Source organism: Pseudomonas paracarnis (genome assembly GCF_904063055.1).
Lineage (GTDB): Bacteria > Pseudomonadota > Gammaproteobacteria > Pseudomonadales > Pseudomonadaceae > Aquipseudomonas > Aquipseudomonas paracarnis.
In genome coordinates this window covers 331,268-357,359 of sequence record NZ_CAJFCN010000001.1, presented here as the reverse complement: position 1 = coordinate 357,359, position 26,092 = coordinate 331,268, and the positions used below count along the sequence as shown (strand labels likewise).

Sequence of the window (26,092 nt, the reverse complement as noted above, 5' to 3'; positions counted from 1 at the left end):
AGCGGGGCTTTTTTATTGTTCGCCAATTAGGCGTCAGTCTTGACTGCTGCTTTTTGCGCTGCGTCTTTGATCAGCGCTTGCAGCGAACCATCAGCTGCCATTTCAGTGATGATGTCGCTACCGCCAACCAGCTCACCGGCTACCCACAACTGCGGGAAAGTCGGCCAGTTGGCGTACTTTGGCAGGTTGGCGCGGATCTCGGGGTTTTGCAGGATATCCACGTAAGCGAACTTCTCGCCACATGCCATGACTGCCTGGGACGCTTTCGCGGAGAAACCGCACTGAGGCGCGTTTGGAGCGCCTTTCATGTAAAGCAGAATGGTGTTGTTGGCAATCTGCTCTTTGATCGTTTCGATGATATCCATGGAACACCTCTGCAGGAACTTTGCGACTCACGGGTCGGCACGGTGGCGCATTGTAACGCAAAAATCCAGCAGGATGCTCAGGCCGCCGCCACCTTCACCGGTACGCCATTGAGCGCCGCATTACCCGACAACTCATCCAATTGCCGCTCGTCGGTCAAGTCATTGGCACTCGCCCCCGGCTGGTTGCTCGCGATGCTCATCTGCACGCCCGGGCGACCGTGGCCCCAGCCGTGAGGCAAGCTGACCACACCCGGCATCATGTCCGTGCTGGCCGCTACTTCCACTTCGACCATACCGATACGCGAACTCACCCGCACCCGCTGGCCATCGCTCAACTGACGGCTAGCCAGATCATCGGGGTGCATCAGCAGTTGATGGCGTGGCTTACCCTTCACCAGCCGGTGATAGTTATGCATCCAGGAATTATTGCTGCGCACATGCCGCCTGCCAATCAATAGCAGTTCGTCGGCCACCGGCAACGGCTGCGCGGTGAAACGCGCCAGGTCTGCCAGGATCACGGCCGGTGCCGCTTGCACCTTGCCATCCGCGGTTTTCAAACGTGCCCCGAGGTTGGGCTTGAGCGGCCCCAGGTCCACGCCATGGGGATGATCCGCCAGCATGGCCACCGACAGTTTATGACTGGATGCGTCACCATAGGCGCCCGCACGCAGGCCGAAGTCGATCATCTGTGCCGGTGGCAGGGTGGGCTTGAGCACCGCGCCAGTGTGCGCCGCAAACGCCTTGGCCAAGCCGACAAAAATCTCCCAGTCATGCAACGCCCCCTCAGGCTTGGGCAGGATGGCACGATTGAAACGCGTGACATTGCGCACCGCAAACAGATTGAAGGTGGTGTCGTAGTGATCGTTTTCCAGCGCCGAGGTGGAGGGCAAGATCAGGTCGGCATAACGCGTGGTCTCGTTGATATACAGGTCGATGCTGACCATGAATTCCAACCCGTCCAGTGCTTGCTCCAATTGGCGACCGTTAGGTGTGGACAGCACCGGGTTGCCGGCCACCGTCACGAGGGCGCGGATCTGCCCTTCACCCTCGGTCAGCATTTCTTCGGCCAGCGCCGACACCGGCAGTTCTCCACCGTACTCCGGGCGTCCGGACACGCGGCTCTGCCAGCGGTTGAAATGGCCGCCGCTGGTGGAGGCCACCAGGTCCACCGCGGGGCTGGTGCAGAGCGCGCCGCCGACGCGGTCCAGATTGCCGGTCACCAGGTTGATCAGTTGCACCAGCCAATGGCACAGCGTGCCAAACGCCTGGGTCGAGACCCCCATGCGGCCATAACAAACGGCCTTGTCAGCGCCGGCGAAGTCCCTGGCCAACTGGCGGATCTGCTCGGCAGGCACCGCACACTGGCGGCTCATGGCCTCGGCATCGAAGCCGGCAATCGCCTTGCGTACATCATCCAGGCCTTCCACCGGCAAATGGCTGTCGCGTGTCAGCCCTTCTGTGAACAACGTGTTGAGCACCCCAAACAACAACGCCGCATCGCCGCCGGGGCGTACGAATACGTGCTGGTCGGCGATGGCTGCCGTCTCGCTGCGCCGCGGGTCGACCACCACCACTTTTCCGCCCCGCGCCTGGATGGCCTTGAGGCGTTTTTCCACATCGGGCACGGTCATGATGCTGCCATTGGAGGCCAGCGGGTTGCCGCCGAGGATCAACATGAAGTCGGTCTGGTCGATGTCGGGGATGGGCAACAACAGGCCGTGGCCGTACATCAGGTGGCTGGTGAGGTGATGAGGCAACTGGTCTACCGAGGTCGCGGAAAAGCGATTGCGCGTCTTCAACAGCCCTAGAAAGTAGTTGCTGTGGGTCATCAACCCATAGTTATGCACGCTTGGGTTGCCCTGATACACCGCCACCGCGTTCTGCCCATGCCGCGCCTGGATACCCGCAAGCCGCTCGGCCACCAGGGCAAAGGCTTCATCCCAGCCAATCGGCTGCCATTCGCTGCCCACCCGCCGCATGGGTTGGTGCAGGCGGTCCGGGTCATTCTGGATGTCCTGCAGGGCCACGGCTTTGGGGCAGATGTGGCCGCGACTGAAACTGTCCAGAGGGTCGCCCTTGATCGAGGTGATCGCCAGGCGACCGTCTTCGCCTTGGGTGGTTTCCAGGGTGAGGCCGCAGATGGCTTCGCACAGGTGGCAGGCACGGTGGTGGAGAGTCTTGGTCATGGCCAGTCTCTTTTATAGGGGCTTTGGCTCAACTATGGGCCGCGACCACTTGGGGCGCCAGCAACCTTCGCGTTGTGAATCGACAGGCATAGGCCAGGGCATGGCTAAGCATGAGCAAATGTTTCAGAAACCTTGCCAGCAGGCGCTGAAACCGACGCGGCCTGGCCCAAGCCCGCCCCCGCGCATTGCAAAAGGCCTGGACGCCAGTGTACAAATGGCTCGCTGCTGTCAGGAAATCGTCTTCAAACGCGCGCCAGCGCCCTGCTTGAACATCCCTAAAGCCGTAGCCCTATTGGTAAAACGCGACATTTAATGTCAATATCGCGTCTTCCCCTATTTCGTCGCCCCGTGCGGCTTTCGCCGCAGGTCTCGCCCGTTGTCGCAATAAACAAGGCTTTGAGTATCTGCGGTCTGTTGCAAAAGGTAGTTAATGATGAGCGCAAGGCACTTTCTCTCCCTGATGGATTGCACGCCCGAAGAGCTGGTCAGCGTGATCCGTCGCGGCATTGAGCTTAAAGACCTGCGTAACCGCGGTGTACTGTTTGAGCCGTTGAAAAACCGGGTGCTCGGGATGATTTTCGAAAAGTCCTCGACGCGCACACGCCTGTCGTTCGAAGCCGGCATGATCCAGCTGGGTGGCCAGGCCATCTTCCTGTCACCGCGCGACACCCAGTTGGGCCGTGGTGAGCCGATCAGCGATTGCGCCATCGTGATGTCGCGCATGCTCGATGCCGTGATGATCCGTACCTTCGCCCACAGCACCTTGACCGAATTTGCCGCCAACTCCCGTGTGCCCGTGATCAACGGCCTGTCCGATGACCTGCATCCCTGCCAGTTGCTGGCCGACATGCAAACCTTCCTCGAACACCGTGGCTCGATCCAAGGCAAGACCGTGGCCTGGATCGGCGACGGCAACAATATGTGCAACAGCTATATAGAAGCGGCGATCCAGTTCGACTTCCACCTGCGTATCGCCTGCCCTGAAGGCTACGAGCCCAGCGCCGAGTTCATGGCCAAGGCCGATGGCCGTGTGCAACTGCTGCGCGATCCAAAAGACGCAGTGGTCGGCGCGCACCTGGTCAGCACAGACGTCTGGACCTCCATGGGCCAGGAAGACGAAACCGCCAAGCGCCTGGCCCGGTTCGCGCCGTTCCAGGTGACTCGCGCGTTGCTCGACCTGGCCGCGCCGGACGTGCTGTTCATGCACTGCCTACCCGCCCACCGGGGCGAAGAAATCAGCCAGGACCTGCTCGACGATCCGCGCTCAGTCGCGTGGGATCAGGCCGAGAACCGCCTGCATGCGCAAAAAGCCTTGCTCGAATTCCTCGTCCCGCCGTCGTACCACCACGCATGAGCCAGCCATTACTGCTGAACCTGCGCAATCTGGCATGCGGCTATCAAGACCAGCGGGTGGTGCAGAACCTCAACCTGCACCTCAACGCCGGTGATATCGGTTGCCTGCTCGGCTCTTCGGGCTGCGGCAAGACCACTACCCTGCGCGCGATCGCAGGCTTTGAGCCGGTGCATGAAGGCGAAATCAGCCTGGCGGGCGACGTCATCTCCCGCGCCGGTTTCACCCTCGCGCCGGAGAAGCGTCGCATCGGCATGGTGTTCCAGGACTACGCATTGTTCCCGCACCTGAGCGTGGCTGACAACATCGCCTTTGGCATTCGCAAACACCCGCAAAAAGAGCGCGTGGTCGCCGAGTTGCTGGAACTGGTCAACTTGAAGAACCTGGGCAAGCGCTTCCCCCATGAGCTTTCCGGTGGCCAGCAACAACGCGTCGCCCTCGCCCGCGCCCTGGCGCCGGAGCCGCAGCTGCTGTTGCTGGATGAACCCTTTTCCAACCTCGATGGGGAACTGCGCCGCAAGCTCAGCCATGAAGTGCGCGACATCCTCAAGGCACGCGGCACTAGCGCGATCCTGGTGACCCATGATCAGGAAGAGGCCTTCGCCGTCAGCGATCACGTCGGGGTCTTCAAGGAAGGCCGACTAGAGCAGTGGGACACACCCTACAACCTCTATCACGAACCGCAGACGCCTTACGTTGCCAGTTTCATCGGCCAGGGGTATTTCATCCGTGGGCGGCTGAACTCACCGGAATCGGTCAGCACTGAACTGGGCGACTTGCGCGGAAACCGAGCCTATACCTTGCCGACCGGTGCAGCAGTGGATGTGCTGCTGCGCCCGGACGACATCGTGTATGCGCCGGACAGCGCGTTGAAAGCCCGGATCGTCGGCAAGACCTTCCTCGGCGCCTCAACGCTGTACCGGTTACAGCTGCCGACCGGCGCGCAATTAGAGTCGATTTTCCCCAGCCATGCCGATCACCAAGTGGGCGCAGAGGTGGGGATCCGTGTGGCGGCTGAACATTTGGTGGTGTTCCAGGCATCCGGCAGCACAGCGGCGCAGATTCCTGCCGTTGAGTCAGGCGTGCGCCGCCACAGCGTCGCTCACTGATAAAACCGGATCAAACTGTGGGAGCTGGCTTGCCTGCGATACAGACAACTCGGGTTATCTGTTACACCGCGTTGATGCTATCGCAGGCAAGCCAGCTTCCACATTTGATCCTCATAGACTTCAAAGATGATTATCAGGCCCGACCGATCGGTGCGAATTTGGCCTGGGTGTGTTCTGCCAGCACCGCCGCTGGCAATTCAACTTCCAGGCCTCTTCTGCCCGCGCTGACAAAAATCGTTGCAAAGGGTTGCGCCGTTTCATCGATAAACGTGCGCAGCCGCTTTTTCTGCCCCAACGGACTGATGCCGCCCAGCAGATAACCCGTGGAGCGCTGCGCCGCTGCCGGGTCAGCCATTTCGACTTTCTTCACACCCGCAGCGTGAGCCAGGGCTTTCAAGTCCAGACTTCCGACGACCGGCACCACCGCCACCAACAATTCACCCTTCTCACTGCTCGCCAGCAGCGTCTTGAACACCTGGGCCGGGTCCAGGCTCAATTTCTCCGCGGCCTCCAGCCCATACGAGGCTGCCTTGGGATTATGTTCATAACTATGCACACGATGTTCGGCGCGAACTTTTTTCAACAGGTCCAATGCAGGGGTCATAGCGGCTCCGGGCGGGCAAACTGATGGCCAATTCTAGGCCAAGCCTACCTAAAACGCTCTAGCACAGACCTATTACCGCTTAAGCAACGCGCCTTGGCCATGATCATTCATCACACCAATAGTTCGGAAATGACCAATGGTTCACTTTCGACCTTTGACAGCGGTCATTCTTGTCTATATTTTTTCGTTTCCGAATACCGTAGGAATAATCCTCTGGTACTCCGCAGTAAGCCGCGATCCAGGATGGGGATCCTTCTCGTGGTGAATATCGCGCAACTGCCCGTTGAGGCCGTGCGCAAGACAAGAACAACAATTGAGGTTTTCCATGACAACTGCTCTTCAACAGCCTTCACTTTCGAGCCAATGCATGGCCGAATTCCTGGGCACCGCGCTGCTGATCTTCTTCGGCACAGGATGCGTCGCCGCGCTCAAGGTCGCGGGTGCGAGCTTTGGCTTGTGGGAAATCAGTATCATCTGGGGGGTCGGCGTGAGCATGGCGATCTACCTGAGTGCCGGTATTTCCGGGGCTCACCTCAACCCCGCGGTCAGTATCGCCCTGTGCATCTTTGCCGATTTTGAAAAGCGCAAGCTGCCCTTCTATATTCTTGCCCAGGTCGCCGGCGCCTTTTGCTCCGCCGCCCTGGTGTACACGCTCTACAGCAATCTGTTTTTCGATTACGAACAAACCCACCACATGGTCCGCGGCTCCCAAGCCAGCCTGGAATTGGCCTCGGTGTTCTCCACCTATCCTCATGCGCTGCTGAGCACGGCCCAGGCATTCCTGGTGGAAATGGTCATCACCGCCATCCTGATGGGCGTGATCATGGCCCTCACCGACGATAAGAACGGCCTGCCACGCGGCCCCCTGGCCCCCCTGCTGATCGGTTTGCTGATCGCGGTGATTGGTAGCGCCATGGGCCCCCTGACCGGCTTTGCGATGAACCCGGCACGGGATTTCGGCCCCAAGCTGATGACCTTTTTCGCCGGTTGGGGTGAAATGGCCTTTACTGGCGGTCGAGATATTCCTTACTTCCTGGTGCCGATTTTCGCCCCGATTGTCGGCGCATGCCTGGGTGCTGCGGCCTATCGCGGGCTGATTGCCCGCCATCTGCCGAGCGCAGCACCGGCTATCGCTGAAGAAACACCTGACACGGCTGTCAACGGCAAGACTCGTATTTCCTGAAAGCGCCAGCCCTGGTCCCCTGCCCTTCGCGGCCCAGGCTGATTTCTGACTTCCTTATTTCGTCCAAGGCAATTGACATGACCGACCTTCAGAATAAGAACTACATCATTGCCCTTGATCAGGGCACCACCAGTTCCCGGGCGATCATCTTCGATCGTGACGCCAACGTGGTGTGTACCGCCCAGCGTGAATTCGTCCAGCACTACCCGCAGGCGGGCTGGGTTGAACATGACCCGATGGAAATCTTCGCCACCCAGAGCGCGGTGATGGTTGAGGCGCTGGCCCAGGCCGGCCTGCACCATGACCAGGTGGCCGCCATCGGTATCACCAACCAGCGTGAAACCACGGTGGTCTGGGACAAGATCACCGGCCGCCCGATCTACAACGCCATCGTCTGGCAGTGCCGTCGCAGCACCGAGATCTGCCAGCAGCTCAAGCGCGACGGCCATGAGCAATACATCAGCGACACCACGGGCCTTGTGACCGACCCGTACTTCTCCGGCACCAAGCTCAAGTGGATCCTCGACAACGTCGAAGGCAGTCGCGAACGTGCGCGCAATGGCGAACTGCTGTTCGGCACCGTCGACAGCTGGCTGATCTGGAAATTCACCGGCGGCAAGACCCACGTCACCGACTACACCAACGCGTCGCGCACCATGCTCTTCAACATCCACACCCTGGAGTGGGATGCGAAGATGCTGGAGATTCTCGACATCCCACGGGAAATGCTCCCTGAAGTGAAGTCATCATCGCAAATCTACGGCCGTACCAAGAGCGGCATCGCTATCGGCGGCATTGCCGGTGACCAGCAAGCGGCCCTGTTTGGCCAGATGTGCGTGGAGGCGGGCCAGGCCAAGAACACCTACGGCACCGGCTGCTTCCTGCTGATGAACACCGGCGACAAGGCGGTGAAATCCAAGCACGGCATGCTCACCACCATTGCCTGCGGCCCGCGCGGTGAGGTGGCCTATGCCCTGGAAGGCGCGGTCTTCAACGGCGGCTCCACCGTGCAATGGCTGCGTGACGAGCTGAAGATCATCAACGATGCCCACGACACCGAATACTTTGCCGGCAAGGTCAAGGACAGCAACGGCGTGTACCTGGTACCGGCCTTCACCGGTCTCGGCGCGCCCTACTGGGACCCGTATGCCCGTGGCGCACTGTTCGGCCTGACCCGTGGCGTACGCGTAGACCACATTATTCGCGCAGCCCTGGAATCGATTGCCTACCAGACCCGCGACGTCCTCGACGCCATGCAACAGGACTCGGGCGAACGCCTCAAGGCCTTGCGCGTGGACGGCGGCGCGGTTGCCAACAATTTCCTGATGCAATTCCAGGCCGACATCCTCGGCACCCAGGTAGAACGCCCGCAAATGCGTGAGACCACTGCCTTGGGCGCAGCCTACCTGGCCGGCCTGGCGTGTGGCTTCTGGGGCAGCCTGGACGAGTTGCGCGGCAAAGCAGTGATCGAGCGCGAGTTCGAACCACAGCTGGATGAAGCGGCCAAAGAAAAACTCTATGCCGGCTGGCAAAAAGCCGTGAGCCGCACCCGTGACTGGGAGCCGCACGAAGGCGCCGAATAAGCCAAGCGCTGGCTTACGGCAGGTTGTAACTGGCAGGGAGCGGATTCCTGCGTCATCATGGGCCACTTTTGTATGGCAGCCCAAAGGACGCCCCATGAATCTGCCTCCCCGCCAACAACAAATCCTCGAACTGGTCCGCGAACGCGGCTACGTCAGTATCGAGGAAATGGCGCAGCTATTCGTTGTCACCCCGCAAACCATCCGCCGCGATATCAACCAGCTGGCGGACGCCAACCTGTTGCGCCGCTACCACGGCGGCGCAGCCTATGACTCCAGTGTCGAGAACACCGCGTACGCCATGCGTGCCGACCAGATGCGCGACGAGAAGCAACGCATCGGTGAAGCCATCGCCGCGCAGATTCCCGATCATGCCTCGCTGTTCATCAACATCGGCACCACCACCGAATCCATCGCCCGTGCGCTGCTCAATCACAGCCACCTGAAAATCATCACCAACAACCTCAACGTTGCCACCATGCTCAGCGCCAAGGACGACTTTGATGTGTTGCTCACCGGCGGCAATGTACGCCGTGACGGTGGCGTGGTGGGCCAGGCCAGTGTCGACTTCATCAACCAGTTCAAGGTCGACTTTGCCCTGGTGGGCATCAGCGGGATCGACGAGGACGGCAGCCTGCTGGACTTCGATTACCAAGAAGTGCGGGTTTCCCAGGCCATCATCGCCAATGCGCGGCAAGTGATTCTGGCGGCAGACTCCAGCAAATTCGGGCGCAATGCCATGATTCGCCTGGGGCCGATCAGCCTGGTGGACTGCCTGGTGACTGACCAGCAGCCGGTGCCGGCCTTGGTGCAAGTGCTGAATGAGCACAAGGTGCGGCTGGAAGTCGTTTAGCGCCTGTTCAGGCGTCATCGCGGGCAAGCCCGACTCCCACAGTTTGAAATGCGATTAAATGTGGGAGCCGGGCTTGCCCGCGATGACGGCCTCACTCACACCCATACATTCACCTTTGTTCATAATTCTTCCTTTCTCCGCCCTTCGATGAGTTTTTTCAATCGAAGTCGGGTGGCTGTGCCCGCAATTATCAGCTACCATTTTCGCAAATGAACATTAATGTTCGAATTCCAAGACGAAAAGATCGCGAGGCCAGCCGATGAACCCTTCCACCTTGCCTGCTCCACCGCTTGCCGAAGTCTATGACGTTGCCGTAATTGGTGGCGGGATCAATGGCGTCGGGATTGCGGCAGACGCAGCCGGTCGCGGTTTGTCGGTATTCCTTTGCGAAAAGGATGACTTGGCCAGCCACACCTCCTCGGCCAGCAGTAAGCTGATCCACGGCGGCCTGCGTTACCTGGAACACTACGAATTCCGCCTGGTGCGCGAAGCCCTGGCCGAACGTGAGGTGCTGCTAGGCAAAGCCCCACACATCGTCAAGCAAATGCGCTTCGTGCTGCCGCACCGCCCGCACTTGCGCCCGGCGTGGATGATTCGCGCTGGCTTGTTCCTGTATGACCACTTGGGCAAGCGCGAAAAACTGGCAGGCTCCAAAAGCCTCAAGTTCGGTGCCGACAGCCCGCTGAAAAGTGAAATTACCCGAGGCTTCGAATACTCCGACTGCTGGGTCGATGACGCTCGCCTGGTCGTGCTCAACGCCATGGCGGCCCGCGAGAAAGGCGCGCACATCCACACGCAGACCCGTTGCGTCAGCGCCCATCGCAGTAACGGCCTGTGGGAAATGAACATGGAGCGTGCCGACGGCAGCCTGTTCTCGATCCGCGCCCGCGCCCTGGTGAATGCTGCCGGCCCTTGGGTGGCCAAATTCATCAAGGACGACCTGAAGCTGGATTCGCCCTACGGCATCCGCCTGATTCAAGGCAGCCACCTGATCGTGCCGCGCCTGTACGAAGGCGCCCACGCGCACATCCTGCAGAACGAAGACCAGCGCATCGTCTTCACCATTCCGTACCTGAACCACTTGACGATCATCGGCACCACCGACCGCGAATACACCGGCGACCCGGCTGCAGTGGCGATCACCGAAGGCGAAACCGACTACATGCTCAAAGTGGTCAATGCGCACTTCAAGAAACAACTGAGCCGTGACGATATCGTCCACACTTACTCCGGCGTGCGCCCGCTGTGCAACGACGAGTCCGACAACCCATCGGCCATCACGCGCGATTACACCCTGGCCTTGTCCGGCGGCACCGGCGAAGCGCCGATCCTGTCGGTATTCGGCGGCAAGCTGACCACCTATCGCAAACTGGCCGAGTCGGCCATGGCCCAACTGGCGCCGTACTTCACCCAGATGCGCCCTAGCTGGACCGCCACGGCCAGCCTGCCCGGCGGTGAAGACATGACCACCCCTGAAGCCCTGGCTGACGCCATCCGCGCCAAGTTCGACTGGGTACCGAGCGAGATCGCCCGCCGCTGGTCCACCACTTACGGCAGCCGCACCTGGCGCTTGCTGGAGGGCGTGCAAACGCTCGCCGATCTGGGTGACCACCTGGGTGGCGGCCTGTATAGCCGCGAAGTCGACTATCTGTGCGCCGAAGAGTGGGTGACGCAACCGCAGGACGTGCTGTGGCGCCGTACCAAGCTTGGCCTGTTCACCACCGAGCAGGAGCAGGAAAACCTGCAACGCTATTTGTCCAAGGTCGAGCAGAACCGCAGCAAGATCGAAGCGGCCTGACCGCCTGACTGTAGGAGCGAGCTTGCTCGCGAAAAACTAGAGAGCGCCGCGTTTATTCAGCATAAACGCGGCGTTTTTGCGTTTTTCGCGAGCAAGCTCGCTCCTACAGACTATTCGGTTTTCCGAACGTGCCCCTCAACTCTATTCGGTTTGCCGGATCAAAGACCGAAAATATCATCGAAACAAAAAGTTAATTTCCATATAAATCATGCAGTTATCCTTTTATTTTCGGTATGGCACGACTCATGCTCTACACTCTTCAACGATTGCCTGAGGCGCCTTAGGAGCCGTCACGGGCAGTTGCTGTACAAGAGAGCCGTTCAGCTGGCTTCATAAAAAAAACAAATGTCGAGGAAGTATTGATGCGCATCGTTCCCCATATCCTGGGCGCAGCTATCGCTGCTGCTCTGATCAGCACTCCAGTTTTTGCCGCCGAACTCACCGGCACACTGAAGAAAATCAACGACTCCGGCACCATCACTCTCGCTCACCGCGACAGCTCCATTCCGTTTTCCTACATCGCGGATGGTTCGGGCAAACCCGTGGGCTACTCCCACGACATCCAGTTGGCCGTTGTCGAGCAACTGAAAAAAGACCTGAACAAACCCGACCTCAAAGCCAAGTACAACCTGGTGACCTCGCAAACCCGTATCCCGTTGATCCAGAACGGCACCGCGGATCTGGAGTGCGGCTCCACCACCAATAACGCCGAACGCGCCCAGCAAGTTGACTTCACCGTCAACATCTTCGAAATCGGCACCCGCCTGCTGGTCAAGAAAGACAAGGAAGGCAAGCCGTCCTACGCTGACTTTGCCGACCTGAAAGGCAAAAACGTCGTGACCACCGCCGGCACCACGTCCGAGCGCATCATCAAGGCGATGAACGCCGACAAGCAGATGGGCATGAACGTTATCTCCGCCAAAGACCACGGCGAATCCTTCCAGATGCTCGAAAGCGGCCGTGCCGTTGCATTCATGATGGACGACGCCCTGCTGGCCGGTGAAGAAGCCAAGGCCAAGAAGCCCGATGACTGGGTTATCACCGGCACTCCGCAGTCATTCGAAGCCTATGCATGCATGGTTCGCAAAGGCGACCCGGACTTCAAGAAAGCCGTGGATGACGCCATTGTCGCCCTGTACAAGTCCGGCGAGATCAACAAGATCTACGCCAAATGGTTCGAAAGCCCGATCCCACCGAAAGGCCTGAACCTGAACTTCCCGATGAGCGACAAGGTCAAGGAGCTGATCGCTAACCCTAGCGACAAACCAGCGCCAGAAGTAAAAATCTGATACCTGACTAAGCTTATGTCCTGAGGGAGCCAACCCTCCCTCAGGCGTCTGTAATTACCTGCTGGTTTTAACTTGGAACACTCGACCTGGCGGTTTTCGAGCCGATCGTGTGTGCCTGGCGTTCAACGTCAGGCGGGAACGGATCTTCCCCAAGCGGGTGCTTGTACATCGATCGATCTCGAGGGGAGACCCTAATGAATTACAACTGGGACTGGGGCGTGTTCTTCAAGTCCACCGGCGTGGGCAGCGAGACTTATCTCGACTGGTACCTCTCCGGGCTGGGCTGGACCATCGCCATTGCTGTCGTGGCATGGATTATCGCCTTGCTGCTGGGCTCCATTCTGGGGGTCATGCGCACGGTGCCAAACCGCCTCGTATCGGGCATCGCGACCTGCTACGTGGAACTGTTTCGTAACGTGCCGCTGCTGGTTCAGCTGTTCATCTGGTACTTCCTGGTACCGGACATGCTGCCGCAGAACCTGCAGGACTGGTACAAACAAGACCTGAACCCGACCACTTCGGCCTACCTGAGTGTCGTAGTGTGCCTGGGCCTGTTCACTGCCGCCCGTGTGTGCGAGCAAGTGCGTACCGGTATCCAGGCGCTGCCACGGGGCCAGGAATCCGCGGCGCGCGCCATGGGCTTCAAGCTGCCGCAGATCTACTGGAACGTGCTGCTGCCCCAGGCTTACCGCATCATCATTCCGCCGCTTACCTCGGAATTCCTCAACGTGTTCAAGAACTCCTCCGTGGCGTCCTTGATCGGCTTGATGGAACTGCTGGCGCAAACCAAACAGACCGCCGAGTTCTCGGCCAACCTGTTTGAGGCCTTCACCCTGGCCACGCTGATCTACTTCACCCTGAACATGAGCCTGATGCTGCTGATGCGCGTGGTCGAGAAGAAAGTCGCAGTGCCCGGCCTGATCTCCGTGGGGGGCAAATAATGGACTTCGATTTCAGCGGCATCATCCCCGCCATCCCGGGCCTGTGGAACGGCATGGTCATGACCTTGAAGCTGATGGTCATGGGTGTGGTCGGCGGCATCATCATCGGGACCATTCTGGCCCTGATGCGCTTGTCGTCCAATAAACTGCTGTCCCGCGTGGCCGGCGCCTATGTGAACTACTTCCGCTCGATCCCGCTGCTGCTGGTGATCACCTGGTTCTACCTGGCGGTGCCGTTCGTGCTGCGCTGGATCACCGGCGAAGACACCCCGATCGGCGCGTTCACCTCCTGCGTCGTGGCGTTCATGATGTTCGAGGCTGCGTACTTCTGCGAAATCGTACGAGCCGGCGTGCAGTCGATTCCCAAGGGCCAGATGGCGGCAGCACAAGCCATGGGCATGACCTACGGCCAGACCATGCGCCTGATCATCCTGCCCCAGGCGTTCCGCAAGATGACGCCGTTGCTGCTGCAACAGTCGATCATCCTGTTCCAGGACACCTCCCTGGTCTACACCGTGGGCCTGGTGGACTTCCTCAACTCCGCCCGCTCCAACGGCGACATCATCGGCCGCTCCAACGAGTTCCTGATTTTTGCCGGTGTCGTCTACTTCATCATCAGCTTTTCCGCCTCGCTGCTGGTCAAGCGTCTGCAAAAAAGGTTTGCCGTATGATCTCTATCAAGAACATCAACAAGTGGTATGGCGACTTCCAGGTGCTGACCGATTGCAGCACTGAGGTTAAAAAAGGCGAAGTGATCGTGGTGTGCGGGCCGTCCGGCTCGGGCAAATCCACCCTGATCAAATGCGTGAACGCGCTGGAACCGTTCCAGAAAGGCGACATTGTCGTCGACGGCACCTCCATCGCCGACCCGAAGACCAACCTGCCAAAACTGCGTTCGCGCGTGGGCATGGTGTTTCAGCACTTCGAGCTGTTCCCGCACCTGACCATCACCGAAAACCTGACCATCGCGCAGATCAAGGTATTGGGCCGCAGCAAGGAAGAAGCCACCAAGAAGGGCCTGCAACTGCTCGACCGCGTGGGCTTGTCGGCTCACGCCCACAAGCATCCTGGCCAGCTCTCCGGCGGCCAGCAACAACGTGTGGCGATTGCCCGCGCCCTGGCCATGGACCCGATCGTCATGCTGTTCGACGAACCGACCTCGGCGCTGGACCCGGAAATGGTCAACGAAGTGCTCGACGTAATGGTGCAACTGGCCCACGAAGGCATGACCATGATGTGTGTGACCCACGAAATGGGCTTTGCGCGCAAAGTGGCCGACCGCGTGATCTTCATGGACGCCGGCAAGATCATCGAAGACTGCCCGAAGGAAGAGTTCTTCGGCGACATCAGCGCACGCTCCGAGCGTGCGCAGCACTTCCTCGAGAAAATCCTGCAGCACTAAAAGCAACACCGTTCGTCCTGTAGGAGCCGGGCTTGTGTGGGAGCTGGCTTGCCTGCGATGGCATCGCCTCGGTGCAACTGTTACACCGAGGCGCCTGCATCGCGGGCAAGCCCGACTCCCACACAAGCCCGCTCTTACACTGGCGAGAAGTAGCTGACCCAAGGCATCTGTGATGAAATGCGACCCCAATCAATATCGCGCCGCGCCGCCATCACTTGCCGTGAAGCCTCGTCTGATACGCCAACTGTTCTTGCCGCCGTTGATCATCGCCCTGATGGTCGGCCTGGGTTATATCGGCTTCTGGGTCAGTGACTACTACGGCATCCGCACCCTCAGCGACAACGGCGAACGCCAGTTGGAGCTGCACGCCCGCACCGTCGAAAGCGAACTGAGCAAGTACACCTACCTGCCCAGCCTGCTGGAACTGGAGTCCAGTGTTTCCCAACTGCTCGCCGACCCGAACCAGGAAACCCGCAAGACGGTCAACGACTACCTCGAAGGCCTGAACCGCCGCAGTCGCAGCCGCGCCATCTACGTGATGGACACCACCGGCCGCGTGCTGGCCACCAGTAACTGGCGCGATGCCGACAGTTACCAAGGTGAGGACCTGTCCTTTCGCGCCTATTTCCAGAACGCCGTACGCGGCCAGCCCGGTCGTTTCTACGGCATCGGCAGCACCAACGGCGAACCCGGCTATTACCTGGCCCATGGCCTGGAAGAGCACGGCAAGATCATCGGCGTCGCTGTGGTCAAGGTACGCCTCGAAGCGCTAGAAGAGCGCTGGCAACGTGCGCGCCTCGAAGCTTTCGTGAGCGATGAGAACGGCATCATTATTCTTTCCAGCGACCCGGCGCGTCGCCTCAAGGCCGTACGCCCGCTGAGCGATGACACCAAGGACCGCCTGGCCCACAGCCTGCAATATTACTGGGCGACGCTCAATGAACTGCAACCCCTGGCCCGTGAGCGCCTGAACGAAGGCACCGAGAAACTGACCTTCCCGGCCAACACCGAAGTGGTCAACGACCAGCACGCGGTCAGCTACCTGGCGCAGACCCGCCCGCTGAACGACACGCCGTGGAACTTCACCCTGCTCACCCCGCTCAACGACCTGCGCCGCGCCGCGATCAACCAGGGCATCCTGGTGGCCGTCGCCTTCGGCCTGGTCGCCTTCCTGCTGATTGCCTGGAACGAGCGACGCAAGGTCATCGCCACCCGCCTCGCCGCACGGGAAGCCTTGCAGGAAGCCAACAGCCAGCTTGAGCGTCGGATTGCCGAACGCACCGCCGACCTGCGCGCCAGCAACGAACGGCTCAAGGGCCAGATTCGCGAACGACGCCAGGCCGAAGAAACCTTGCGCCGCGCCCAAGACGAACTGGTACAGGCCGGCAAACTCGCGGCCATCGGCCAGATGTCCACCAGCATCGCCCACGAACTGAACCAGCCGCTGGCGGCCTTGCGCACGCTGTCGGGCAACACCGTACGCTTCCTTGAGCGCGGCGCCCTGGACACCGCCAGCACCAACCTCAAGACCATCAACGAACTGATCGACCGCATGGGCCGCATCACCGCCAGCCTGCGCTCCTTTGCTCGGCGCGGCGACGACCAGGGCGAAGCCAGCCTCGGCAAGGCCGTGGACGCCGCGTTCCAGGTGCTCGGCGCGCGCCTGGACAGCCTGCCGTTGACCGTGCACCGTGACTTTGCCAACGCCCAATTGCAGATCGACCAGACCCGCCTGGAGCAGATCCTGGTCAACCTGATCGGTAACGCGCTCGATGCCATGCAAGCCCAAGCGGTGCCGCAACTGTGGCTGGAAGGCCAGAGCGGCGATGGCAAATACCGCCTGTTGGTGCGTGATAATGGCCACGGCATCGACCCCGAGGCGCGCAAGCATTTGTTCGAACCCTTTTTTACCACCAAGCCCGGCGAACAAGGCCTGGGCCTGGGCCTGACCCTTTCCGCAAGCCTCGCGGCCGCTACCGGCGGTAGCCTTGCCGTGGAACATCCGGCCAATGGTGGTACCGCCTTTGTCCTTAACCTGCCATTGGTGGGCGCTCAACGAGCTGAGTCGACATGAATACACAAGCCCAAGACCTTACCGTCCTGATCGTCGAAGACGACCCCCACGTACTGCTCGGTTGCCAGCAAGCACTGGCGCTCGAAGACATCACCAGCGTCGGCGTGGGCAGCGCCGAAGAAGCGCTCAAGCGCATCGGCGAGAACTTCGCTGGCATCGTCATCAGCGATATCCGCCTGCCGGGCATCGATGGCCTGGAACTGCTGACCCGCCTCAAGGCCATGGATAAAAGCCTGCCGGTGGTGTTGATCACTGGGCATGGCGATATCTCCATGGCGGTGGGCGCCATGCGTAACGGCGCCTACGACTTCATGGAGAAACCCTTCTCGCCCGAACGCCTGGTGGACGTGGCACGCCGCGCCCTGGAACAGCGCGGCCTGGCGCGGGAAGTCTGGTCGTTACGCCGGCAACTGGCCGAGCGCGACTCGCTGGAAGGCCGCATCATCGGCCGCTCGCCAGCGATGCAAAACCTGCGTGAACTGATCGCCAACGTCGCCGACACCTCGGCCAACGTGTTGATCGAAGGCGAAACCGGCACCGGCAAGGAACTGGTCGCGCGCTGCCTGCATGATTTCAGCCGACGCCATACCCACCAGTTCGTCGCGCTCAACTGCGGCGGCCTGCCGGAGAACCTCTTCGAAAGCGAGATTTTCGGCCACGAGGCCAACGCCTTCACCGGCGCCGGCAAACGTCGCATCGGCAAGATCGAGCATGCCCATCAAGGCACGCTGTTCCTCGATGAAGTAGAGAGCATGCCGATCAACCTGCAGATCAAATTGCTGCGGGTGCTGCAAGAACGTACGTTGGAACGCCTGGGTTCGAACCAGAGCGTGGCAGTGGATTGTCGGGTAATCGCTGCCACCAAGTCCGACCTCGACGAGTTGAGCCGCGCCAGCCAGTTCCGCAGCGACCTGTACTACCGCCTCAATGTCGTCACCCTGGAACTGCCGCCTTTGCGCGAGCGGCGCGAAGACATCCTGCAACTGTTCGAACACTTCCTGCAGCAATCGTCGCTACGCTTCGACCGCGCCGTGCCGGAGCTGGACAACCAGACCCTGTCCAGCCTGATGAGCCACGACTGGCCGGGCAACGTGCGCGAGCTGCGCAACGTCGCCGAACGCTTCGCCCTGGGCCTGCCCGCCTTCAAGAAAAGCGGCGCCGGCAGCGGCAACCAAGGGGTTGCCTTTACCGAGGCGGTGGAAGCCTTTGAGCGCAACCTGCTCAACGATGCCCTGCAACGCAGCGGCGGCAACCTGACCCAGGCCAGCCAGGAACTGGGGATGGCCAAGACCACCCTGTTCGACAAGGTCAAGAAATACGGGTTGAGTCACTGATGGATCTGTTCTTGAAGGCTGCACTTGGCGCCGCAGTGGTGCTGATCCTGGCGGCGCTGGCCAAGACCAGAAACTATTACATCGCAGGCTTGGTGCCGCTGTTTCCCACTTTTGCGCTGATCGCCCATTACATCGTCGGCAAAGGCCGAACAGTTGCGGATTTGAAGACCACCATCTTGTTCGGGATGTGGTCGATCATTCCGTACTTTGTGTATTTGGCGACGCTGTATGTAATGGTCGATCGGCTGCGGTTGGAGGCATCGCTGGCAGTCGCCGCCGTGGCCTGGTTGATGGCCGCGACGGTGTTGGTCAGCGTGTGGGTACGCCTGCACACCTGACACAACGCGGCAGATCGTTCCCACGCTCCCGCGTGGGAATGCAGCCAACGACGCTCCGCGTCCACGCGCGTGACGCAGAGCGTCACCAGAGGCACTCCCACGCGAAGCGTGGGAGCGATCATCGCAGGCAAGCCAGCTCCCACACTCAGATCAGCGCACGATCTTGTCTACCTGAATCCCCAGCTTTTTCAGGCGATACCAGAAGCTGCGCTCGGAAATCCCGATCCGCTGCGCCGCTGCGGCCTGCACCCCATTGCTCTCCTGCAACGCTGCAAGAATGTAGGCTTTCTCCACCTCGGCCAGCGCCGCATCCAGATCCCGCGGCACGCCCGGCCCGTCGCTGAGGATCGCGGTCACATCGCCCTCGCTTGGTTTGGAAGCAAACAGATACCCCGGCAAATCAATATCTTCGATCACCGATGAAGCCGCCACGATGGTCGCGCGCTCCACGCAGTTTTGCAGCTCGCGGATGTTGCCCGGCCAGTGATACGCCGCCATGGCCTGCAAGGCCTCGGGGCTGAAACCGGTGATGCGCTTGCCCGTGGTGGCGCTCAGGGTGTGGGCGAAGTGGCGCGCCAGGGGCGCAATGTCTTCCACACGTTCGCGCAACGACGGCAACGGAATCGGGAAGACATTCAGGCGGTAATACAAGTCTTCGCGAAACTCCTTGGCTGCCACCGCATCCAGCAGGTTCTTGTTGGTGGCGGCAATTACCCGTACATCCACCTTGCGCTCGCGGGGGTCGCCCACCGGTTCGATAACCCGCTCCTGCAAGGCGCGCAGAATCTTGGCCTGCAACGCCAAGGGCATATCACCCACCTCATCCAGAAACAGCGTGCCCTTGTCGGCCTGCATGAAGCGCCCTACCCGGTCAGCCACGGCGCCGGTGAACGCGCCTTTGCGATGGCCAAACATCTCGCTTTCCAGCAAGCCTTCAGGGATGGCCGCGCAATTGACCGCCACGAAGGGTTGGTCGGCACGGCTGCCATGCTTGTGGATGGCGCGGGCGACCATTTCCTTGCCAGTGCCGCTTTCGCCGGTCAGCAGGATAGTAGCGTTGCTGTCGCGCACCGAATCGACCGCCTGGAGCACTTGGCGAAACGCCGGGCTATCGCCCACCAGGCTGTCGAACTGCGCATGCTCGTCCAGCTCGGCGCGCATGCGCGCGTTGTCGCGCATGATGTCGCGAAATTGCAGGGCCTTGGCCACGGTGATGTCCAGCTCGTCGATGTCGAACGGCTTGGCAATGTAGTCATAGGCACCGTTACGCATCGACTGCACGGCGTTTTTCACCGTGCTGTAGGCCGTCATCACGATCACCGGCAAGGTCGGATAACGCACCTTGATTTCGGCCAGCAACGCCGGCCCGTCCATGCCCGGCATGCGCCAGTCGCTGATGACCAGGTCGATGTCCTCCTCCCCCAGCACCTTGAGCGCATGCAGGCCATTGCCCGCGCTGAACACCTGGATGCCGTTCTGGCTCAAGGCCTGGGTCAGCAGATCACAGAGCTTGGGCTCGTCGTCGACCACCAATACGTTATGCGTCATGCCCTTCCTCATCTTCACCGTCGTCTTCACCGTCAGCCGGAATGTACAGGCTGAAGGTCGCGCCGGCATCTTTCTCACTGGCGCATTCGATGCTGCCGTCGTGACTTTCCATGATCGAATAGACTTTGGCCAGGCCCAGGCCTGTGCCCGAGGCCTTGGTGGTGACGAATGGCGTGAAGATACGCTCCACCATGTCCGCAGGGATGCCCTCGCCGGTATCGGCGATGCTGATCACGGTGTTGTCGCCCACGCTGCGAATGCCCAGGGTCAGGCGCCCGCCGTCGGGCATCGCGTCGATGGCGTTGAGAATCAGGTTGAGACAGGCCTGCTTGAGCTGCTTGGCATCGGCGTAGATCGTCGCGCCAGGCGCCTGGTCGTCGATCTGCGCGTCAATGCGATGGCTGCTCAGCTCCGGGCCGCAGAAACCGAGGATTTCTTCCACCAGGGCGCGTGCCGGTTGCTGCACGCGTATCGGCGGGTTGGGCTTGGCGAAATCGAGGAACTCGGTAATCAGCTCGTTGATGCGGCTGACCTCGCTGATGACATATTCCAGGTGACGCTTGTCGGTTTCCGCCAGGTCAGCGCGCCGATGCAACAGTTGGGTGGCGGTCTTGATGATGCCCAATGGGTTGCGAATTTCGTGAGCCAGGCCCATGGCGACTTCACCCAGGGCATGCAAGCGGTCACGCCGGCGCAGTTGGGCTTCCAGATGATGCAACTCGCCCAGGCGTTCGGTCATGTGGTTGAAGGTGCTGCTCAATTGCGCCAGTTCGTCACCGCCACTGACCACCACACGGTGTGCATAACTGCCCGAGATCACCGCATCCACGCCCTGGGACAAATCGCGCAGAGGCTTGGTCAGGCGCCGCGACACCAACAACCCAGCCGCCAATGACAGCGCCGAGCTGACCAGGAAGATCAGCACGAACAGGTTGCTCTGGTTCACCAACCCCACAAGGCTGGTATGGCGTAGCAGGCCGCTGAAGATCACGCCTTGCAACTCACCGGCGTCATTGAAAATCGGCCAATACAAACCGCTGTACTGGTTAGTGAACTGCTCGCTGGGCTGCTTGGTGCTGCGCAGGTAGGCCTCGACATTCTTGGGGATGCGCGAGGGATGATTGGCGAAGCGCTGGGTGGAAAATATTTCGGAAAAACCGGCAGGGTTGGCCAAATACAGACGCAGGTCGAGGGAATGCACATCGGCCACGCTGGTGAGGAAACTGCTGTCCAGGTAAGTGGCGACCAGCAACAAGTAATCAACGCCGTCACGGCTGGTTTCGAAGGTCGACACCACCAGGCCCGTGCTCACGCCGGCGACTTGCACGGTTTGCAGCACCGCGTTGCTGGTGAGGTTGATCTGCCTGACGATGTCATCGGCGGCCGTGCTGAACATCACTTTGCGGTCGCTGGTGCGAATCAGTGCGACCACGTCGATATCGGTGGCATCGGCAATGTCGGCGGTGAGCCGGTCATGCTTTTCGGCATTTTTGGACGACGGCGGGCTGGTATAGCGCAGGAACAGCTTGGCCATGCGCGCGTTGTCGTGAAGGATGTCGCCGATTTCGTCCTTGACGATCTTGGTCGACTCTTGCAGCCAGATACGCACGTTGCTGTCGAAAATCTGCGACAACGTGGTGGCGGCCAGCTCAGCCGCGATCATGGTGGGAATCACGCTGACCAGCCAGAACGCCAGCACCAGCTTGCGCTGGACGCTCCAACGCGAGATGGCAAAGGGGCGGGCTTTCTGGCGGGTCTTGGTAATCATCAGGTTTCGCTTATCGCAGCAGCCATGGCAGGGTCGGAACGATCCGGTCGAATAAACAGTTTTACAAGCTTGAGCAGGCCGTTGACCAGCCAGTTACGGTGGCGGAAGAACAGGCTGTTGCCCTCGAACTCGCACCCCAGGCGCAGTTTACTGGCATACCCGGCCTGGCCGCACTCGTACAGCGCAATACGGTGTTCAATACAGTAGTCGACATTGGTCAACCAGCTACGGAAGTACAGGTTGTACTCGCGGCTGAACGCAAGGTCATGGCCAAAGAACTTGTCCACCAGCCGATGCTCATCCAGCAGGATCAGGTTGAACGCCACCAGGCGCTCGTCCACCCAGTACAGAACACAGACCGCCCGCTCGTGCAGGTGTTCGAGCACCCCCGTGAAGTAACCGGCGGGCAGGCGTTCGAACTGCAAGTCTGCGCGCGCGAGCGTGGCCTCGTACAGGCGCATGACCTCGGGCAGCACGTCATCGATATTGCGCCGCCACTCGACCCGCGGCCCTGGTGCGCGCAGTTTGCGGCGCAGGTCCTTGCGCGTGGATTTGCCCAGCGACCCCAGGTAGGCATCCACCGAGCCATAAGGCAGGGGCAACACCCCCGTGGGCAAACTGGGCATGCTTTGAAAGCCTGCGGCAAGGCAGCTCTGGGCCCAATGCGGGTCGTTGGTGGGCGCATCCTTGACCGCTAGCAAGCCGATACCGAGCGCGTTGGCATCGCTGCGCGCAGCCGCCAGTAACTGCTGCAACAGCAACGGGCGCCGGGATTCGGCCACATGGCTGGCGACACCGGCATCACAGCGCTCAGCCACCGGCGAGCCGATGGCGTACAACGCCAGTTGCAAAACGCCCGGCCACAGCCGCTCCAGGCGCTCGGTCAAGCGTTTGCCGGCCCCCGACAGCGTAGTGTCGAGGCGATAATGGGTGATGAACGCGGCAGCCACGGCCACCAGCGTTTGATCCTCGAAGACCGCGAGGTAACGCCACTGAAAGTCATCGATCGCGGCGTTTTCCACGGCCAGGTAATAGTCCCAATCCTCCAGGGCACCGGGAAAACAATCGTTCCAGGCATCGCGCTGGATAGCCCGGATGGTCGGGTAGGCTTGGGTGGTTATCACAGATTGCCCTTATTTCTCGATCCAATGTGGGAGCTGGCTTGCCTGCGATGCAGGCGCCTGGGTACGTCAGGCAGACCTCAGTGATGCCATCGCAGGCAAGCCAGCTCCCACAGGGGCCTGCGTTGATTTTAGAACTGCGTGCTGCTCGACAAACCTGGCACTCAACTCGATCACCCGGCGGTACTGCAAATCGACCGTGATCATGTGGTAGCAGTTGTCCAGCAGGATCTTGGTCACCGGCCCGCCGAGGTGGCGCTCCACGTAATCGGCGTTCCAGCGGCTGGTGATGTCGTCCTCGATGGAATGCAGCACCAGCGCCGGCACCTTGATCTGGGGCATGCGTTTCTTGACCACCGCGTTCATGCGGTGCAGCTCGCGCACGGTGATGCCTTCCATGGTCAGCAACCCCGCCTCGCTGCTCTCGCCTTCCTTCATCTGCCGCTCGACGATGGCCCGCAGGCGCTCGTTCTTAATGCCATAGGGCGGCTTCTCTTCGAAGCTGCAAATGTGCACGCCGAACGGAATCTTCATCAGCAAGGGCGTGAGAAACGCCAGTTTGTTGATGCTCCAGCCGTCGTACTTCAAGGTGGTGGAATACATCAGCAACCCGGCGACTTGCCCTGGGTGTTCGGACGCCACATACATCGACATCACCGCGCCCATGGACAAGCCACCGACAAACACCTGCCCGTGGCGTTGCTTGACCTGTACGAAGGTCTTGCGCACGCCTTCGTACCAGTCCTGCCAGCCGGTGGCCTGCAAGTCGCTGTTGTCGCCGCAGTGCCCGGCCAGCGTGGGCACATACACCGTGCAGTTGCCCGCCTTGGCCAGGCCCTTGGCGACCTGGCGCAACTCGGTCGGTGTGCCGGTCAGGCCGTGGATCAACAGGATCCCGACCGGACCATCACCGAGAACGAAACCGGCAGTGCCTTCACCGAGGTCGATCCCTTGAGCATTCACCGCGTGGTCGCTCGCACCAGCAGTTGCTCCAGCAACTTCAGGCCCAGGTCGATTTCCGGGTAGCTGATTTCCAGGGACGGCGCCAGGGTGATCACGTTCTTGTAGTAACCGCCCACATCGAGGATCAACCCGAGCTTCTGGCCGTCTACCAGCATGTCGCCTTTCATGCCTTCTTCGACCATGTAGTCCAGGGTCGCCTTGTCCGGGGTGAAGCCATCCGGGCCGCAGATTTCGCAGCGCAGCGCCAGGCCCAGGCCGTCCACATCGCCGATGATGGGGAAGCGTTTTTGCAAGTCTTGCAGGCCTTCCAGGAAGTATTTGCCCTTGGCCATGACCATGGCGCCGTAGTCGACTTCGCTGGTCATCTTGAACATTTCCAGGCCCACCGCGGTACCCAACGGGTTGGAGGCGAAGGTGGAGTGAGTCGAACCTGGCGGGAACACCTTCGGGTTGATCAACTCTTCACGGGCCCAGATACCGCCCAATGGGTTGAGACCATTGGTCAACGCCTTGCCGAACACGATCACGTCCGGCTGTACATCGAAGTGCTCGATCGACCAGAGTTTGCCGGTGCGATAGAAGCCCATCTGGATTTCGTCGGACACCATCAGGATGCCGTGCTGGTCCAGGACGTGCTTGAGCTCGCGGTAGAAATTCATCGGCGGGATCACGTAGCCGCCGGTGCCCTGGATCGGCTCGACATAGAAAGCTGCGTATTCGCACTGGTTGGTCTTAGGGTCCCACACGCCGTTGTATTCGGTCTCGAACAAGCGGGCGAACTGCTGCACGCAATGGCTGCCGTACTCTTCCTTGGTCATGCCCTTAGGGCCACGGAAGTGGTAAGGGAATGGGATAAAATTGGCGCGTTCGCCAAAGTGGCCGTAGCGACGACGATAGCGGAAGCTAGAGGTGATCGACGAGGCGCCGAGGGTGCGCCCGTGGTAGCCGCCTTCGAAGGCGAACATCAAGCTTTTGCCGTTGCTGGCGTTGCGCACCACCTTCAGGGAATCTTCGATGGACTGCGAACCGCCGACGTTGAAGTGCACACGGCCGTCGAGGCCGAACTTGTTCTTGGCATCGACCGCGATCATTTCCGACAGCTCGATCTTGCCTTTGTGCAGGTACTGGCTGGCGATTTGCGGCAGGGTGTCGATCTGCTTTTTCAGCGCGTTGTTCAGGCGCGGGTTGGCATAGCCGAAGTTGACGGCCGAGTACCACATCTGCAGGTCGAGGTAGGCCTGGTCTTCGGTGTCCCACACATAGGAGCCTTCGCAGCGGCTGAAAATACGCGGCGGCTCGATGTAGTGAACGGTGTCGCCGTAGGAGCAATACTTGGCTTCTTTATCCAGAAGCACCTGGTCTTCAGCGGTAGCGATACGGATATCAGACATGATGGAAGAGTTCCTGATTGTCAGAAGAGGTGTTGAAGGTGGTGGCGTTGGCGGCGAGGCCTTGTGGCAGCTTGGCCAGCAACGCCGGCACTTGCGCAAAGCTGTCGAAGCGCGCATGAGGAATCTGGTGGGCGACGCAGTAGTCGGCGAGGCTGCCCTTGGCGAACACGAAGTCGGCGGTGGAGGCCACGCACATGTCGGACTTGCCGTCGCCGATCACCAGCACGCGCTTGTTGCGCGGCGTGGATTTGCACTTGCAGTTGCCGGCAGCGGCGCGACAGGCATCGCTGGCATACGGGAAGTCGATGCGCCAGCTGTCCTGGTCGACCTGGCGCAGGCGGTTGGCGAGGATCGGCAACAAGGTCACGTAGTTGCGCGAAAGGATGCGGGCAATGCCCTGCTCGATGCCATCGCTGACCACTTCGATGGAAGCACCCAGGCCCATGACGTGATCGACAAAATCCGGGAAGTCCGGGTCGATCTCGACGCTGTCAAAGTACGCCAGCAGTTCAGCCGGGGTGGCCTTGATCAGCGCCAGTTGGCGGCTCAGGCATTCGCGTGAACCGATATGCCCATCCAGCCATTCCTGCTCAATGGTTTCCCACTCGGGGCCGGCGAAGCGTTGGAGGACGTTGTCGATGACATCCGTGGGAGTAATGGTCCCGTCGAAGTCACACACGATATGCCAGTTGATCATCTGCCTTTCCTTTAGGTAAAGGGCCTTGGAGGAGCGCGCTGTCTGCGCTTGCCAAGGGATAGAGCAGGGACTGTGCCAACTGGCCAAAACCCCGCAGGGCTGGGGGTGAGCGCGAAATGCGCAGCGATATATGTCGCAGGAGCTACAATTTTTGTAGCTTGCTACAAACAACATGAGTGCTTGCGCAGGCGCGTCGG

At 60.5% G+C, this 26,092-nt stretch carries 22 protein-coding genes; 13 read left to right on the top strand and 9 right to left on the bottom strand.

Annotated elements, in window-relative coordinates; translation table 11 throughout:
- Positions 1-26: 26 nt before the first annotated feature.
- Together grxD and JMV15_RS01530 are read right to left on the bottom strand one after the other, a co-directional pair.
- Positions 27-365: a Grx4 family monothiol glutaredoxin gene (grxD, locus tag JMV15_RS01535; RefSeq protein WP_054898038.1), complete on the bottom strand. Its 339-nt coding sequence runs from the start codon at positions 363-365 to the stop codon at positions 27-29.
- A gap of 77 nt (positions 366-442) precedes the next feature.
- Positions 443-2,551 carry a molybdopterin oxidoreductase family protein gene (locus JMV15_RS01530; protein ID WP_014717140.1) on the bottom strand — a complete coding sequence of 703 codons (2,109 nt, stop codon included), beginning with the start codon at positions 2,549-2,551 and terminating at the stop codon, positions 443-445.
- A gap of 433 nt (positions 2,552-2,984) precedes the next feature.
- On the opposite strand from JMV15_RS01530, the gene argF reads away from it, so the two are divergent.
- Both argF and JMV15_RS01520 read left to right on the top strand, forming a co-directional pair.
- On the top strand, positions 2,985-3,905 hold the full coding sequence (gene argF, locus JMV15_RS01525; RefSeq protein ID WP_014717139.1) for an ornithine carbamoyltransferase: 921 nt from the start codon (positions 2,985-2,987) through the stop codon (positions 3,903-3,905).
- Entirely contained in the window at positions 3,902-5,011 is a 1,110-nt protein-coding gene (locus JMV15_RS01520) for an ABC transporter ATP-binding protein (protein ID WP_014717138.1), read from the top strand. The genes argF and JMV15_RS01520 overlap by 4 nt, the downstream gene beginning before the upstream one ends.
- Positions 5,012-5,144: 133 nt before the next feature.
- Here JMV15_RS01520 and ybaK read toward each other — a convergent pair whose 3' ends face one another.
- On the bottom strand, positions 5,145-5,615 hold the full coding sequence (ybaK, locus tag JMV15_RS01515; protein ID WP_069868300.1) for a Cys-tRNA(Pro) deacylase: 471 nt from the start codon (positions 5,613-5,615) through the stop codon (positions 5,145-5,147).
- Between the two features lie 325 nt (positions 5,616-5,940).
- Between ybaK and JMV15_RS01510 the strand changes: the two genes are divergently transcribed.
- From JMV15_RS01510 to JMV15_RS01460, 11 genes are all read left to right on the top strand, one after another.
- Positions 5,941-6,798, top strand: coding sequence for an MIP/aquaporin family protein (locus tag JMV15_RS01510; RefSeq protein WP_201491237.1), 858 nt, complete (start codon positions 5,941-5,943; stop codon positions 6,796-6,798).
- A 77-nt stretch (positions 6,799-6,875) separates the two neighbouring features.
- Entirely contained in the window at positions 6,876-8,381 is a 1,506-nt protein-coding gene (glpK, locus tag JMV15_RS01505) for a glycerol kinase GlpK (RefSeq protein WP_014717135.1), read from the top strand.
- 94 nt (positions 8,382-8,475) lie between these two features.
- Entirely contained in the window at positions 8,476-9,231 is a 756-nt protein-coding gene (locus tag JMV15_RS01500) for a DeoR/GlpR family transcriptional regulator (RefSeq protein WP_003188962.1), read from the top strand.
- Positions 9,232-9,490: 259 nt separating this feature from the next.
- Positions 9,491-11,029, top strand: coding sequence for a glycerol-3-phosphate dehydrogenase (gene glpD / locus JMV15_RS01495; RefSeq protein WP_020301173.1), 1,539 nt, complete (start codon positions 9,491-9,493; stop codon positions 11,027-11,029).
- A 362-nt stretch (positions 11,030-11,391) separates the two neighbouring features.
- Positions 11,392-12,318, top strand: a complete 927-nt coding sequence (locus JMV15_RS01490) for a glutamate/aspartate ABC transporter substrate-binding protein (RefSeq protein ID WP_005785249.1) — start codon at positions 11,392-11,394, stop codon at positions 12,316-12,318.
- Between the two features lie 194 nt (positions 12,319-12,512).
- The gene (locus JMV15_RS01485) at positions 12,513-13,259 is read left to right on the top strand and encodes an amino acid ABC transporter permease (protein WP_014717132.1); all 747 of its coding nucleotides are present in this window, start codon (positions 12,513-12,515) and stop codon (positions 13,257-13,259) included.
- Positions 13,259-13,930, top strand: coding sequence for an amino acid ABC transporter permease (locus JMV15_RS01480; protein ID WP_003188954.1), 672 nt, complete (start codon positions 13,259-13,261; stop codon positions 13,928-13,930). The genes JMV15_RS01485 and JMV15_RS01480 overlap by 1 nt, the downstream gene beginning before the upstream one ends.
- Positions 13,927-14,661, top strand: coding sequence for an amino acid ABC transporter ATP-binding protein (locus JMV15_RS01475; RefSeq protein WP_003188952.1), 735 nt, complete (start codon positions 13,927-13,929; stop codon positions 14,659-14,661). The genes JMV15_RS01480 and JMV15_RS01475 overlap by 4 nt, the downstream gene beginning before the upstream one ends.
- Before the next feature lie 172 nt (positions 14,662-14,833).
- Complete coding sequence (gene aauS, locus JMV15_RS01470) at positions 14,834-16,735, top strand: two-component sensor histidine kinase AauS (protein ID WP_014717131.1); 1,902 nt, start codon at positions 14,834-14,836, stop codon at positions 16,733-16,735.
- Positions 16,732-18,069, top strand: coding sequence for a two-component response regulator AauR (aauR, locus tag JMV15_RS01465; protein ID WP_014717130.1), 1,338 nt, complete (start codon positions 16,732-16,734; stop codon positions 18,067-18,069). Before aauS ends, aauR begins: the two co-directional genes overlap by 4 nt.
- Positions 18,069-18,407 (top strand): GlpM family protein, encoded by a 339-nt coding sequence (locus JMV15_RS01460; RefSeq protein WP_014717129.1) that lies wholly within the window; start codon positions 18,069-18,071, stop codon positions 18,405-18,407. The genes aauR and JMV15_RS01460 overlap by 1 nt, the downstream gene beginning before the upstream one ends.
- Positions 18,408-18,557: 150 nt before the next feature.
- Here JMV15_RS01460 and JMV15_RS01455 read toward each other — a convergent pair whose 3' ends face one another.
- The 6 genes from JMV15_RS01455 to JMV15_RS01430 all read right to left on the bottom strand — a co-directional run bounded on the left by JMV15_RS01455 (position 18,558) and on the right by JMV15_RS01430 (position 25,895).
- Positions 18,558-19,955 (bottom strand): sigma-54-dependent transcriptional regulator, encoded by a 1,398-nt coding sequence (locus tag JMV15_RS01455; RefSeq protein WP_014717128.1) that lies wholly within the window; start codon positions 19,953-19,955, stop codon positions 18,558-18,560.
- Positions 19,945-21,723: a sensor histidine kinase gene (locus tag JMV15_RS01450; RefSeq protein WP_032903293.1), complete on the bottom strand. Its 1,779-nt coding sequence runs from the start codon at positions 21,721-21,723 to the stop codon at positions 19,945-19,947. Before JMV15_RS01450 ends, JMV15_RS01455 begins: the two co-directional genes overlap by 11 nt.
- A complete protein-coding gene (locus tag JMV15_RS01445; protein WP_197865022.1) occupies positions 21,723-22,847 on the bottom strand; it encodes a GNAT family N-acetyltransferase in 1,125 nt (374 codons plus the stop codon). The genes JMV15_RS01450 and JMV15_RS01445 overlap by 1 nt, the downstream gene beginning before the upstream one ends.
- A gap of 66 nt (positions 22,848-22,913) precedes the next feature.
- Complete coding sequence (locus tag JMV15_RS01440) at positions 22,914-23,807, bottom strand: alpha/beta hydrolase (protein ID WP_014717125.1); 894 nt, start codon at positions 23,805-23,807, stop codon at positions 22,914-22,916.
- Positions 23,804-25,198: an aspartate aminotransferase family protein gene (locus JMV15_RS01435; protein ID WP_003188936.1), complete on the bottom strand. Its 1,395-nt coding sequence runs from the start codon at positions 25,196-25,198 to the stop codon at positions 23,804-23,806. The genes JMV15_RS01440 and JMV15_RS01435 overlap by 4 nt, the downstream gene beginning before the upstream one ends.
- Positions 25,191-25,895 (bottom strand): MtnX-like HAD-IB family phosphatase, encoded by a 705-nt coding sequence (locus tag JMV15_RS01430; RefSeq protein WP_020301178.1) that lies wholly within the window; start codon positions 25,893-25,895, stop codon positions 25,191-25,193. The genes JMV15_RS01435 and JMV15_RS01430 overlap by 8 nt, the downstream gene beginning before the upstream one ends.
- Positions 25,896-26,092 lie beyond the last annotated feature (197 nt).